Raw genomic sequence first — 13,116 nt, 5'->3', positions numbered from 1 at the left:
CAAGGATATTAAGTTGCAAAAGTTAATATACAAGGTTTATTAGCTTAGAGAAGACAATTGAAGATGTGATTAAGGAACGCTCTTTTGAAGTTCGAGCCAATTTCACCAGCACATTTACAGTTTATTAATGCCAAAATTGGCCGGTATCAAACCGGTCGAGATCATTTTCCTGCTAAAAAGGCAGTCCATTTGCTCTGGCATAATCTTCGTACTTAATTGATCCGCACGTATTAAAAATTTCGTGTTTTATAATTATAACATCATACTAAAATGGCAACCGTAACCAGAGAAAACATTGGTTTATTGAATGATAAGATCACTGTGAAAGTGAGCCAGGAAGATTATCTTCCTAATTTTGAAAAAGCCCTGAAGCAATTCAGCAAATCTGCCAACATTCCAGGTTTCCGTAAAGGAATGGTGCCTGTTGGCATGGTGAAAAAAATGAGCGGCCAGGCTATCATGACCGACGAAGTGTTGAAATCCGTTGAAAAAGGTTTGATGGAATTTATCCAAACTGAAAAATTGGACATCTTCGGTCAACCCATCAGCCTGGATCAAACTTCTCAAAAAATCGATGTTAATCAGCCTGCGGAATACACTTTCGATTTCGAAATCGGCCTGAAACCCGTTATTGACATCACCCCTCTCGACGGCAATACCACGTTGACTAAGTACAAAATCACGGTAACCGATGCCATGGTGGATGATGAGCTCAACCGCTTGCAATTAAAAGGTGGTAAAGCTGAAGAAGTAGAATCGATCACTTCTGAAGATGATGTACTGAACGTATCTTTCGAAGCTGCCAACGACAAAGGCGAAGTAGCTGAAGGTACCGAGAAAAAAGAAACCTCCGTATTATTAAAATATTTTACCCCTGCCATTCAAGAGCAATTGAAAGGTAAAAAAGTAGGGGACTCCATCTCTTTCAAGCTGTCTGATGCTTTCGATGCTGAAAGGCAAGCTTTTATCTTAAAAGATCTCAAGCTGGATGAGGCTGCCGTGAATGATCATTTCAAAGTGACCATCACCAAAATCAACCATATCCAGAAAAGAGAATTGAACGAAGAATTTTTTGCCGAGGTATATCCAAATCAAGAAATCACTACGGAAGAGGCTTTCCGCGCCAAATTAAAAGAGGAAATCGCCAAATACTGGGAAGTAGAAGCCAGGAATAATCTCCATAATGAGCTTTTCGAAACCCTCGTACATGAAACCCCGATCGAATTACCTGCCGACTTCTTGAAGCGTTGGTTGCAAATCGGTGGCGAAAAACCTAAAACTGCCGAGGAAGCAGAGCAAGAATACCCTGGTTTCGACCATCAATTACGTTGGACTTTGATCAGCGATAAATTGATTCGTGATAATGGCATTGAAGTTTCCTTCGAAGAAGTGAAAGAAAATGCTAAACAACGCATCATGGCTTACTTCGGCGGTGCGGCTGAAGGAGCTGAGTGGATGGATTCTTATATCGATAACATGTTGAAAGACGAGAAATTCGTAGATCAAACTTATCGTGAAATGATCACAACCAAGTTATTTGATTTCGCAGAAACTAAGGTGAGCGTGAAAGAAGAGGAGATAACAGCCGAAGAATTTGTTAAATTACCTCATAAACATCACCATCATGAACATTAATAACGAATTTAGAAAATATGCGATCCAACACCGCGGCATCAGTAGCTTGGTGGTTGATAGTTACGCAAGTCATCAATTGAACTCCCTGACTCCATATATTATCGAGGAGCGCCCGATGAACGTAGCTACTATGGACGTATTTTCAAGGTTAATGATGGATCGTATCATCTTCTTGGGCGATCCCGTTAACGATTACGTGGCCAACGTGATCACGGCACAGCTTTTATTCTTGGAATCAACTGATCGTAACCGCGATATTCAAATGTATATCAATAGCCCTGGTGGTAGTGTATATGCAGGTTTGGGTATCTACGATACCATGCAAATCATCGCCCCGGATGTTGCCACTATCTGTACAGGTATGGCTGCTTCTTTCGGCGCAGTATTGCTGGTGGCCGGTACCAAGGGTAAACGTACGGCTTTGAAACATGCCCGCGTAATGATTCACCAACCGCACGGTGGCGCAGAAGGTCAAACTTCCGATATTGAAATCACTGCCCGCGAGTTCGTGAAACTGAAAAAGGAATTGAACGAAATTATCGCCACACACTCCGGCCAACCTTTCAAAAAGGTGGAAAAAGATGGTGATCGCGATTACTGGATGACAGCCGATGAGGCGAAGGAATACGGGATCATCGATGATGTTCTCGATAGGAACCCGCGTAAAGCTGAACAGAACAACGCTCAATAAAATCTATCGAAACATCCCGCTTCACGCGGGATGTTTTATTTATAGCATTTCCGTAAATTTGTTGTCCTGGGTATAAATCCCCTAGTTCCTTAAAATTATTATATATAAAAGATAGATAATTGGATGAAAGATTCTAAAATTCGATGCTCATTTTGTAACCGTTCCAAAGACGAGGTACAGATCCTGATTGCCGGCGCAGAAGGTCATATTTGTGAGAATTGTGTTGCCAACGCGCAGGAAATTATTGAGCAAGAACTCTTTAACCACGAGAAACACCCGGCAAAAGGTGCTTCCCATTTCGAACCCAAGATCGTGAAACCGTTGGAAATCAAACAGTTTCTTGATCAATATGTAATCGGGCAAGATGATGCGAAAAAGATTTTGGCCGTAGCGGTTTACAATCACTACAAACGCCTTAATCAAGTCGTGGATGCCGATGATGTGGAAATTGAAAAATCCAATATCGTCATGGTGGGCGAAACAGGGACAGGGAAAACCTTGCTAGCGAAATCCATCGCCAAGTTGTTGAATGTTCCGTTCACGATCGTAGATGCAACCGTGTTTACGGAAGCAGGTTATGTAGGTGAAGACGTGGAATCTATCCTGAGCCGCCTTTTACAAGTTTGTAACTACGATGTAGAAGCGGCTGAAAGAGGTATCGTATATATTGATGAAATCGATAAAATTGCCCGCAAGAGCGATAATCCTTCCATCACCCGCGATGTGAGCGGGGAAGGTGTGCAACAAGGTTTGTTGAAACTGCTGGAAGGTACCGAGGTACTAGTGCCGCCGCAAGGTGGCCGCAAGCACCCCGAGCAAAAGCTGATCAAGGTTAACACCCAAAATATCCTGTTCATTTGCGGGGGAGCTTTCGATGGTGTTGATAAGATTATCAGTCGCCGCATCCAAACACAATCGATCGGTTTTACGGTTAATAAAGATCACGAAGAAGATGCCAGGAAACACATCCTGCGCTATATTAATTCCCAGGATCTGAAATCTTTCGGCTTGATTCCCGAGCTATTGGGTCGCTTGCCGGTGGTAACTTACCTGAACTCGCTAGATGCGGAGGCATTGAAAGCCATCCTGACACAGCCGAAGAATGCCTTGGTAAAACAATACCAGAAATTATTCAAAGTGGAAGGCATCGAGTTAGAAATCGAGGAAAACGCTGTTGACTATATCGTGGAGAAAGCGATGGAGTTTAAATTGGGCGCCCGCGGTTTACGTTCAATCTGCGAAGTGTTATTGAGCGATGCCATGTTTGAATTGCCGTCTACAAAAGAAAAGAAATTTATCTTGACCCGTGCCTTTGCAGAAAGTAAGATGGAGCAATCCAACATGGGCAAGTTAAAAGTGGCATAATCATCATTTCCAAACACCCTAAAATTTATTAGCCATGCAAGAGCTGATTCAAAAGTTGCAGGAAAAAGCAGGCATCACTGCTGAACAAGCCGAAAAATCCATCGATACCATGAAGGATTTTATTAAAAGTAAACTTCCGGCTGCCATTGCTGGGAATGTAGACACTTGGTTTGCAGGGATCGCCAACCAGGCCGAAACTAAAAAAGAAAGTTTCATGGATAAGGCCGAGGACTTCTTAGATGAGGCTGGTGACAAAGTAGAAGATTGGGCTAATGCAGCGAAAGATAAAATTTCGGGGATGTTCGATAAAGACAAGAAATAATTTTATTAAATACTGCTATTATAATCCCGCGTAATTCGAACGCGGGATTTTTTTATGGTTATGAGCATAAAATGGTTCGAAAATGACGCGATCTTCGGCTTGCAACAAAAACCCACGACCTTGCTTTTAACAGCGCTTATAAAGGCTTAAATCCATCAATTCGGATACATGGAAGATTACCGACCTGACTGCCCTGCATTTAATTAACAATTTGTTGATATCAACTTCTTAAAAATGAATATTTGCAGGACTAATTTTGCAGTTAAATGCCAGCATTTGTTTGCCGTTGATATAAACAAACCCTGTCTTTAATGAGAAAGCTATTACTAAAATAAGAACGGTCATTTCTGGGTGGAAATGACCGTTCTTTTTGGGAGTAGAAATTTTTCGATCTTTCTTTCTGTTTAAGGTTGATAAATTGGTAAGGATTGTAATTAACCCAAATTTAACGTTCCTTTTACAAAAATCCATCACACGAACATGTAAATATTTTGTTATTAACAAAATAGTCCTTCTTATGCTATGATTATCATTTAATATGTAATTAAAATAAATGTTTAGTAGATAAGAATATGCTGCGGAGCAGGGTATGGTTATTTCAAGATAAAGTCCTAAAGTCATTTCAAGTAAATTTGCTGGTAAATTCAAGTAAATTGCTGGTTCGAGCTTCAAAGCTCGGACCCACGCTCAATTGAGGACATTTACAATTGTACCAGTAACGAGATGGTACTTACTCCTTGCACAATGGCCAACTAATTGCGGGAGTCCTAGTGCTGCAGAACACGAAATCATATCTGTAAAACGTTGTTCCACACGGAAGTCCGAGCTTGGAAGCTCGAACTAGCGAGAGGTTCCGGTTATTTCAAGATAAAGCTCAAGATAAAGTCCCAAAAGTCATTTCAAGTAAATTGCTGGTTCGAGCTTCAAAGCTCGGACCCACGCTCGATTGAGGACATTTACAATTGTACCGGAAACGAGAGGTACTTACTCCTTGCACCATGGCCAACTTATTGCGGGAGTCCTAGTGTTGCCGAACACGAAATCATATCTGTAAAACGTTGTTCCACACGGAAGTCCGAGCTTGGAAGCTCGAACTAGCGAGAGGTTCCGGTTATTTCAAGATAAAGTTCGAAAGTAAATTCAAGTAAATTTGCTGGTAAATTCAAGTAAATTTGCTGGTTCGAGCTTCAAAGCTCGGACCCACGCTCGATTGAGGACATTTACAATTGTACCGGAAACGAGATGGTACTTACTCCTTGCACCATGGCCAACTTATTGCGGGAGTCCTAGTGCTGCAGAACACGAAATCATATCTGTAAAACGTTGTTCCACACGGAAGTCCGAGCTTGGAAGCTCGAACTAGCGAGAGGTTCCGGTTATTTCAAGATAAAGTCCTAAAGTCATTTCAAGTAAATTTGCTGGTAAATTCAAGTAAATTTGCTGGTTCGAGCTTCAAAGCTCGGACCCACGCTCAATTGAGGACATTTACAATTGTACCGGAAACGAAATGGTACTTACTCCTTGCACCATGGCCAACTTATTGCGGGAATTGTAAACTGGGACTAGTACTTATATTAAAAGCTGTTAACTTATTTTAGGACGGGTCAACCCTCAGAAGTACCCTCACCCACTGGATTTGCAACAAAAAAATGGACAACTTATTAAGCTGCTTTTTTTAGAATAGATTTACTAAATTCTTCGGGTGGCAAATACCCTAATATTGAATGCCTTCGCTGCCTGTTATACCATATTTCGATGAACTCAAACAGCTCTTTTTTTGCGACTTCTACTGAATCATATACAGTATGGTGGCCGGTTTCTGATTTAAGTATCTTGAAGAAGTTCTCCATTACAGCATTATCCCAGCAGTTGCCCTTTCTACTCATACTCTGTTGTACAGAGTTGCCTTTTAGCAGATCTCTGAACTCCTCACTGGCATACTGTACACCTCTGTCTGAGTGAAAAACCATATTGGGTGCCACGGATCTATTTCTAATCGCCATATTCCAGGCAGCAACAGTAGTCTCCCTGGTTGTCATACCTGTACTCATGGACCATCCAACAATCCTTCTGTCAAACAGGTCCATGATGGCTGTTAAGTAAAGCCATCCGTTTTTTGTCCGGATGTAAGTCAGATCAGAAACCCATTTCTCTGATGGTGCCCTGGCAGTAAATTCTCTATTGAGGATATTGGCCGACACTTCCAGTTTATGGTTAGAATCTGTCGTGCATACTTTGAACTTGCCTGTAATAATACTGCGAAACCCTTTGTCCTTCATGATCCTGGCCACCCTGGGCCTGGAGGCATGCAGTCCCATAGACCTAAGTTCGGCAACTATTTTAGGGCTGCCGTATCTGCCTTTGCTTTTGTGGTAGATATCTTCAACTCCCTTGCAAAGCACTTGCCTGTACAGGGAAAGTTTTGATGGTTTTCTTATTGACCAGGCATAATAGCCACTACGGCTTACTTTGAACACCTTGCACATCTTCTCGACATCAAATTCTGCCTGATGGTCCTTTATGAACCTGAATATTTGTTGTCTTCCCTGGAGAAAATGCTCACTGCCTTTTTTAGTATCCGATTTTCCAATTCTGCTTCCTGGAGTGCTTTCTTCAGGGCCTGGATTTCCTTTTGCTCCGGTGTCAGATCCTGTTTTCCATTGCCAGGAAAACTACGGGTGTCATGTACACTGAACTCCCTGGTCCAGCGACGAAGCATTTCCGCAGCTATACCCAATTCTTTTGCAACAGTTACGGCTGGCTTGCCACTTCTGCGCAATTCTACTGCCATCAGTTTGAAGGATTTATCATAACTCCTTCTTTCTTTTTTACTCATTGTATTCAAAGTTAAGGAAAGAGCTTAACTATATGTCCACTCAAAGGTAGCAGTTCCACACTTCGGAAGTACCCCTACCCACTTCGGAAGTACCCCTATCCACCTCGGAAGTACCCCTACCCACTTCAGAACTCCAATCGATATGCTTTGAACTCCAAATACGGATAAAATAGATGGATAAACCGGGATCCAAGCCTCATTTTTGCAAAAAAGACTGTCAAATATGGGGTATTTAGACCTTTTTAAGATAATTTACAAGTGGTACCCCACTTCGGAAGTACCCCCTACCACTTACTTTAAGGGTATCGACCTTAAAATAATCCCGAAACTGGAGTTCAGAAGTCCATCCCCCCACCTCAGAAGTACCCCCTACCACCTCAGAAGTACCCCCTCGGGCTATTTAAATGGCTCATTCATCTAAATATGTTGACGCAAACACCCTTTATTTGCATAAAAACAACACATATTAATTAAAATTAAAATACACTACCAATATACTAATGCCAAAATTCACAGCAGCGAGGTAGTACCAACCAACGGCTAATAGCGCTGCTTAGTATTAAAGCTATTTCAAAGCTTCCCTGGCGATTACTATCTTTTGGATTTCGGAAGTACCCTCTCCAATGGTGCATAACTTGGCATCACGGTAATATTTCTCAACGGGAAAATCCTTGGTATAACCGTATCCACCAAAAATCTGCACTGCTTCGTTGGCAACCCTAACCGCCACTTCCGAGGCATAATACTTTGCCATCGCGGCTTCCTTCGTCATTTTCACACCCCGGTTTTTCATATCGGCAGCTTGCATTGTTAAAAGCTCTGCCGCTTCAATTTGAGTGTACATATCTGCTAATTTGAATGATATCCCCTGGAAATTCGCAATCGGTTGATCAAATTGCTCTCTTTCCTTGGCATATTTCAAGGCTGCTTCATAAGCGCCTTTCGCGATACCTAGCGACAATGCAGCAATGGATATACGGCCGCCGTCCAATACTTTCATCGCCTGGATAAAACCATCGCCTTCCTGGCCCAACATATTTTCAGCAGGCACAATACAATGATCGAATATCATCTCTGCTGTTTCGGAAGCTCTCATACCAAGCTTATTTTCTTTCTTCCCGGCAGTAAATCCCGGGGTACCGCGTTCTACTATGAAAGCGCTCATACCGTGACTATCGCGAACATCGCCCGTTCTCGCGATTACTACGGCAACATCGCCGCTTTTACCGTGCGTAATCCAACATTTAGTGCCATTAATCACCCAATGATCACCTTCCTTTTTGGCAACACACTTCATGTTCATCGCATCGCTGCCCGTATTCGGTTCAGTCAAACCCCATGCGCCGATAAACTCGGCAGTCGCTAACTTCGGCAAGTATTTCCTTTTCTGCGATTCATTTCCAAATTGCAGGATATGCCCCGTACAAAGCGAGTTGTGCGCTGCCATGCTTAAACCTATAGCCCCGCAATGCTTTGCCACTTCGCTGATAGCAGTTACGTATTCAAGGTATGACTGTCCCGCGCCATTATATTCTTCCGGAACTAACACCCCCATCAAGCCGAGGGCGCCCATCTCTTTAAAAATATCTACGGGAAAGGCTTGGGCTTCATCCCATTCCAAAATAGCCTGTTGTTGCAAATGGGCTTTTCCAAAATCTCGGATCATTTGTGCAATTTGTTGTTGCATTTCCGTTAACTGAAAATTCATCATCGAGCTAATTTTTGGTGATGTCTATGTAATATTCAATTTTACGATAAATACTATCATCTACCAATGCCACCTCTTTTAACGCTTCTTTGCTCTTGAAACGCCCATGAATACTACGGTACCGTATAATTACCCCGGCCAATTTCGTGTTTATATATGGATGATTCGCCAAAGATTTTTCATCTGTCTGATTGAGGTCTATTTTTCTTAGTGAAACTTCACCCAGCAACAAGTATGGTTGAATTTTATTAAAAACACTGTCCGGCAAACCATATGTTTCTGCCACTTGCGACACTTTATAAAAGCCACCGAGCCGCTCACGGAAGTGTAAAATACGTCTTGTATATCCCGGTCCAATGCCGGGTAATTGCAGCCAATCCAAACTATCTGAGCGGTTAATATCAACCGGATCGATTGTTTTGATACGAGATTTTTTTTCGGATTGCCACCGGCTTTCTCTTGCCTTTGTTACTACTTCAATCTGCAAATAAGGTAATAGCTCCCGGTATAAACTAACGGGCATCCCGTATATCTTGCGTAAGTCTTCTTTCTTGTAAAAATGCCCGCCTTTTCCGGTATAATTCGTGATCCGCTGAGCCAACTTAGTTGGGAGTCCGAACGCAGATAGTTGTTCAAAGCTAATGGTATTGGGATTAAATGGCTTTAATCTTAACTTATTATATCTCTTTTCAAAACTGCTGCGTTTTTCTTCGGCTACGTTATTCACCTGCTGTAACTCAAGCATCGCTTTTTGCACGCGCATACTAAACGATGTATCGAATTCAACTGGCCCGGAGCTAAAATAACGCGGGATAAGATAAGGAAGTAAAATAATGGCGAAGCATATTATACATAATGATATCGCGGCTATGCGCTCCGCTTTGGAAAAATAAAAAGCTGCACGAAAAAGATTCCGTTTCATGGGTCAACAACAATGGTGAATCATTAAGTTAACTCAAGACACCGACGCTACCAATTAAAATCCTTGCAGCGATTATTTATTCAAAATGAACTTTGTACACCAGGAATCCTTTAGAAAAATTACCAGGATCATGCCTTACATCCAGGCGGATTCCAAAGTCCTTATGTATGTTAGCCGGATCGTTTATCATCGTATATGCTTGATCCAATTCAGGCCCTAGGGTGTTATTAGTTAATTTTAACGACAAGGTATCATTATAAAAAAATTGATCTCCTTTTTTCGATAATAAACAAAGTCTACCCCTCCACATTCCAGGTAATTGCAACGGTATAGAAAAAGTATCGACATTTGGGTATTTCTCTTTGCTAATTATCTTGATATTCTTGAATGCGAAGTCCGTAAAATACAATGGGCATAATGCAGGGTAAACCGCATCAAATAGTTCCGCTTTAACCTTGTAAGTATACCCTATTTCACGCCCCTCCATACCATATAACTCGATCCAATAATGTTGATTCTCAAAGTATGCTTGGGCATCTCGCCCGGCCGTATAATGATTAATAAACAGGGTTGCCACTTGTCCTACTTTGGGATTTTCGGGATCCAGGTATTCCGTTTTATCTTTTGAACAGGCTGATAATAGGGCGAAGATGGGTATTAACAATACGCAAGTATTTCTCATACATGTTGATTTTGGCGTCTAAATATATTTAGAAATTAAACGGCCCAGCCAGGCAAAAAGTTACAAGGAATTTAGCCCATTAATATGATCCCGGAATACTAACCTGCAAACCATCGTAAGCTAATGCCATACCATCCGGTAGCTCGGCATTTATTTCTTCATGCAAACCTAATTGGTGGCTAATATGGGTAAAATAAACTTCCGGTATTTCGAGCTCTTGCGCCAGGGCAACGGCTTCTGAAAGGGTGAAGTGCGAGATATGCTGTTCTTTTCGTAAGGCATTCAAGACTAATACCTTGGAACCGCGGATTTTTTCTTTTTCTTCCGCGGCGATGAAATTGGCATCCGTGATATAGGTAAAGTCATGGATACGGAAACCGGTGACAGGCATTTTGTGATGCAGCACGTTAATAGGTATCACCCTCAAGCCATTTACTAAAAACGGCTCATCGGCAATTGTTCTCAATTCTATTTCGGGAACGCCGGGGTATTTATAATCTGCGAAAGCGTAAGCAAATTCCCGGATGATTACGTTCTGGGAAAATTCTGTCGCGTAAATATCAATCGGTTCTTGTTGAAAATAATTAAAAGCCCGGATATCGTCCATCCCGGCGATATGATCTTTATGTGAATGTGTTATAAGAACGGCTGAAAGTTGTTTTACCTTGGCCCGTAACATTTGGTAACGGAAATCCGGGGTTGTGTCCACGACAATATTCCCCACTGCTGTTTCCAGCAAGATGCTGCTGCGTAAACGGTTATCCTTCGGGTTTTCAGAAGTACAAACGCGGCAATCACAAGCAATTACCGGCACCCCCTGGGAGGTCCCGGAACCGAGGAAAGTTACTTTTAAAGCTTTACTCAAGGCTTCCATCCTACTGTTTACGCTTCCTCCGTAGCTGTTTGGTCATCGCTTGCATCCGTTTCCGCGCTACTTTCGCCGGAAACGTTATTCAACCTATCTTCTAGCACTTGTTTGTACAATTTGTGACTTTCGGGGGAAAGCACGGAATCATCTAACTTCAACGTTGGTAAAATATCCAGCAAGGTATTGATCCGGCCTTCCAAGTTCAGGAATTTATTGACTACCACTACCTTTTTATGTTCTAATACACAATAGCCCGAATTGAATGTTCCTTTTTCAAACCTCAGGATATATTTCGCTTCTTCGAACAATTTCTCCAGCTTCGTTAAATTATTAGGCGTTGGTTTCAAAATCATGATGATCGGATTATTTATACCGCGATATGGAATTCTATTTCGCGTTACAAAAGTAATAAATCTGCATTAACTACTTGGACACCATACGGGCAACGGGTACGATCATTTCCTCAAGGGAAATACCGCCGTGCTGGAAGGTATTCTTATAATAATTCACGAAATAATTATAATTATTCGGGTAACAGAGGTAACCATCTTCCCTTGCAAAGATATATGAAGAATTAACATTCGGTCTTGGCAAACCCGCGTCCTTGGGGTCACGGAAAGCCAACACTTCCTTCGGATCGTAATTGAGGTTACGGCCATGTTTATAACGCAAGTTAGTGGTAGTTTGCTTATCGCCTATAACCTTTATCGGGGTCTTTACCCTTACGCTGCCGTGATCTGTTGCCAGGAAGAGGTTAATCTTTTTGTCTGAAATTTTCTTTAAAGCCTGGTGCAACGGGGAATGTTCAAACCAGCTGGTAATGATAGACCGGTACGATGTTTCATCACCCGCGAGTTCTTTTAATACTTCCATTTCGGTACGGGCGTGGCTGAGCATGTCAACAAAATTATACACGATGATATTAAGCTGGTAATTCATCATATTATGAATATTATTGACCAGGTGCTGCCCATCGTTATGGTTGAGTACCTTGGTATAAGAGAATTTCAAATCTTTTCTTGCCCGGGCCAACTGGTCTGCGAAAAAATGTTCTTCGTACATATTTTTCCCCCCTTCATCATCATCATTTTTCCATTCCTGCGGAAATTTAGCCTCGATATCCACCGGCAGCATTCCCGAGAATATCGCGTTCCTGCTATACTGTGTCGATGTCGGCAAAATGCTGTAAAAGCTATCTTCTTCTATCAACCTGAAAGATTCTGCGAAAATGGGCTGGATGGCTTTCCATTGGTCATATCTCAGGTTATCAATCAGGATGAAAAAATTGGGTATTTCAGGGTCGATATACGGGAAGACCTTATCCCTAAAGAGGGTATGCGATAACGTCGGCGCTTCATCACTATTCTTTATCCAGCTGGCGTAATTCCTGGAGATAAACTTGGCAAATTCGGTATTGGCTTCGGCTTTCTGGTTGTTAAATACTTCCATCATCTCGGGACTATCTGCTTTTTCCATCTCCATTTCCCAATAGACCAGCTTTTTATAGATATCCATCCATTCCTTGTGATCGGGGTTGGAGCTCAGCGCCATAAAAAGGGAGCGGAACTCCTGCTGGTAAGCGATGGTTGTTTTCTCGGCTACCAGCCTCTTGTTATCGATGATCTTTTTAAGACACAATAACACCTGGTTGGGGTTTACCGGTTTGATCAGGTAATCTGTGATTTGCGAACCGATGGCTTCATCCATCACGTTCTCAGCTTCATTCTTGGTAATCATCACAACCGGCACTTGCAGATCCTGTTCCTTGATTTTGGTCAAAGTTTCCAGGCCAGTAATACCCGGCATAGATTCATCCAAAAGCACAACATCCACAATTTGATCCTTCAGAAATTCCAACGCATCGTATCCATTCGTAAGAGCGGTTACATGGTAACCCCTATTTTCTAAGAACAAGATTTGCGATTTCAAGGATTCAATTTCATCATCTACCCAGAGTATATTTACTTGGCTCATATTTTATTTTTCGTGATACTGGTTTTGTTTCTCTTCGATATAGAAGACAGACTTCGTTTAAATTTAACACCTATTCAGCAATAATCATTCCCCCGAAAAGATTTAAATTGTTA

Annotated in this window: 12 protein-coding genes; 4 read left to right on the top strand and 8 right to left on the bottom strand. The window is 41.9% G+C overall.

Going from position 1 to position 13,116, the window contains the following annotated elements; genetic code table 11:
* The first annotated feature begins 270 nt into the window (after nucleotides 1-270).
* The 4 genes from tig (at nucleotide 271) to COR50_RS07985 (ending at nucleotide 4,013) form a co-directional block, all read left to right on the top strand.
* The gene (tig, locus tag COR50_RS08000) at nucleotides 271-1,635 is read left to right on the top strand and encodes a trigger factor (RefSeq protein ID WP_098193514.1); all 1,365 of its coding nucleotides are present in this window, start codon (nucleotides 271-273) and stop codon (nucleotides 1,633-1,635) included.
* Nucleotides 1,625-2,326 (top strand): ATP-dependent Clp endopeptidase proteolytic subunit ClpP, encoded by a 702-nt coding sequence (gene clpP, locus COR50_RS07995; RefSeq protein WP_098193513.1) that lies wholly within the window; start codon nucleotides 1,625-1,627, stop codon nucleotides 2,324-2,326. Before tig ends, clpP begins: the two co-directional genes overlap by 11 nt.
* Nucleotides 2,327-2,449: 123 nt before the next feature.
* Nucleotides 2,450-3,691 (top strand): ATP-dependent Clp protease ATP-binding subunit ClpX, encoded by a 1,242-nt coding sequence (clpX, locus tag COR50_RS07990; protein WP_098193512.1) that lies wholly within the window; start codon nucleotides 2,450-2,452, stop codon nucleotides 3,689-3,691.
* Nucleotides 3,692-3,725: 34 nt separating this feature from the next.
* A complete protein-coding gene (locus COR50_RS07985; RefSeq protein WP_098193511.1) occupies nucleotides 3,726-4,013 on the top strand; it encodes a hypothetical protein in 288 nt (95 codons plus the stop codon).
* Between the two features lie 1,661 nt (nucleotides 4,014-5,674).
* On the opposite strand, the gene COR50_RS07975 is transcribed toward COR50_RS07985, so the two are convergent.
* From COR50_RS07975 to porX, 8 genes are all read right to left on the bottom strand, one after another.
* Entirely contained in the window at nucleotides 5,675-6,535 is an 861-nt protein-coding gene (locus COR50_RS07975) for an IS3 family transposase (protein WP_232516366.1), read from the bottom strand.
* Nucleotides 6,532-6,849 carry a transposase gene (locus tag COR50_RS07970; protein WP_098193378.1) on the bottom strand — a complete coding sequence of 106 codons (318 nt, stop codon included), beginning with the start codon at nucleotides 6,847-6,849 and terminating at the stop codon, nucleotides 6,532-6,534. Before COR50_RS07970 ends, COR50_RS07975 begins: the two co-directional genes overlap by 4 nt.
* A gap of 565 nt (nucleotides 6,850-7,414) precedes the next feature.
* Nucleotides 7,415-8,560: an acyl-CoA dehydrogenase family protein gene (locus tag COR50_RS07965; protein WP_317044433.1), complete on the bottom strand. Its 1,146-nt coding sequence runs from the start codon at nucleotides 8,558-8,560 to the stop codon at nucleotides 7,415-7,417.
* A 4-nt stretch (nucleotides 8,561-8,564) separates the two neighbouring features.
* Nucleotides 8,565-9,320: a ComEA family DNA-binding protein gene (locus tag COR50_RS07960; RefSeq protein WP_198405805.1), complete on the bottom strand. Its 756-nt coding sequence runs from the start codon at nucleotides 9,318-9,320 to the stop codon at nucleotides 8,565-8,567.
* Between the two features lie 235 nt (nucleotides 9,321-9,555).
* A complete protein-coding gene (locus COR50_RS07955) occupies nucleotides 9,556-10,161 on the bottom strand; it encodes a hypothetical protein (RefSeq protein WP_098193508.1) in 606 nt (201 codons plus the stop codon).
* A 79-nt stretch (nucleotides 10,162-10,240) separates the two neighbouring features.
* Nucleotides 10,241-11,035 carry an MBL fold metallo-hydrolase gene (locus COR50_RS07950; protein ID WP_098193507.1) on the bottom strand — a complete coding sequence of 265 codons (795 nt, stop codon included), beginning with the start codon at nucleotides 11,033-11,035 and terminating at the stop codon, nucleotides 10,241-10,243.
* Between the two features lie 8 nt (nucleotides 11,036-11,043).
* The gene (locus COR50_RS07945; RefSeq protein WP_232516310.1) at nucleotides 11,044-11,382 is read right to left on the bottom strand and encodes a hypothetical protein; all 339 of its coding nucleotides are present in this window, start codon (nucleotides 11,380-11,382) and stop codon (nucleotides 11,044-11,046) included.
* A 70-nt stretch (nucleotides 11,383-11,452) separates the two neighbouring features.
* A complete protein-coding gene (gene porX, locus COR50_RS07940) occupies nucleotides 11,453-13,003 on the bottom strand; it encodes a T9SS response regulator signal transducer PorX (RefSeq protein ID WP_098193506.1) in 1,551 nt (516 codons plus the stop codon).
* Between the last annotated feature and the right edge of the window lie 113 nt (nucleotides 13,004-13,116).

Source organism: Chitinophaga caeni (genome assembly GCF_002557795.1).
In the GTDB taxonomy this organism is placed as follows: domain Bacteria; phylum Bacteroidota; class Bacteroidia; order Chitinophagales; family Chitinophagaceae; genus Chitinophaga; species Chitinophaga caeni.
The sequence above is the reverse complement of the archived record's forward strand: the minus strand, read 5'-3'. Positions and strand labels throughout refer to the sequence as shown.

What these genes read in the sequence shown, in the direction of transcription:
- tig (WP_098193514.1), top strand. Translation starts at nt 271, where the DNA reads ATGGCAACCGTAACCAGAGAAAACATTGGTTTATTGAATGATAAGATC.
- clpP (WP_098193513.1), top strand. Translation starts at nt 1,625, where the DNA reads ATGAACATTAATAACGAATTTAGAAAATATGCGATCCAACACCGCGGC.
- clpX (WP_098193512.1), top strand. Translation starts at nt 2,450, where the DNA reads ATGAAAGATTCTAAAATTCGATGCTCATTTTGTAACCGTTCCAAAGAC.
- COR50_RS07985 (WP_098193511.1), top strand. Translation starts at nt 3,726, where the DNA reads ATGCAAGAGCTGATTCAAAAGTTGCAGGAAAAAGCAGGCATCACTGCT.
- COR50_RS07970 (WP_098193378.1), bottom strand. Translation starts at nt 6,849, where the DNA reads ATGAGTAAAAAAGAAAGAAGGAGTTATGATAAATCCTTCAAACTGATG.
- COR50_RS07965 (WP_317044433.1), bottom strand. Translation starts at nt 8,560, where the DNA reads ATGATGAATTTTCAGTTAACGGAAATGCAACAACAAATTGCACAAATG.
- COR50_RS07960 (WP_198405805.1), bottom strand. Translation starts at nt 9,320, where the DNA reads ATGCGCGTGCAAAAAGCGATGCTTGAGTTACAGCAGGTGAATAACGTA.
- COR50_RS07955 (WP_098193508.1), bottom strand. Translation starts at nt 10,161, where the DNA reads ATGAGAAATACTTGCGTATTGTTAATACCCATCTTCGCCCTATTATCA.
- COR50_RS07950 (WP_098193507.1), bottom strand. Translation starts at nt 11,035, where the DNA reads ATGGAAGCCTTGAGTAAAGCTTTAAAAGTAACTTTCCTCGGTTCCGGG.
- COR50_RS07945 (WP_232516310.1), bottom strand. Translation starts at nt 11,382, where the DNA reads ATGATTTTGAAACCAACGCCTAATAATTTAACGAAGCTGGAGAAATTG.
- porX (WP_098193506.1), bottom strand. Translation starts at nt 13,003, where the DNA reads ATGAGCCAAGTAAATATACTCTGGGTAGATGATGAAATTGAATCCTTG.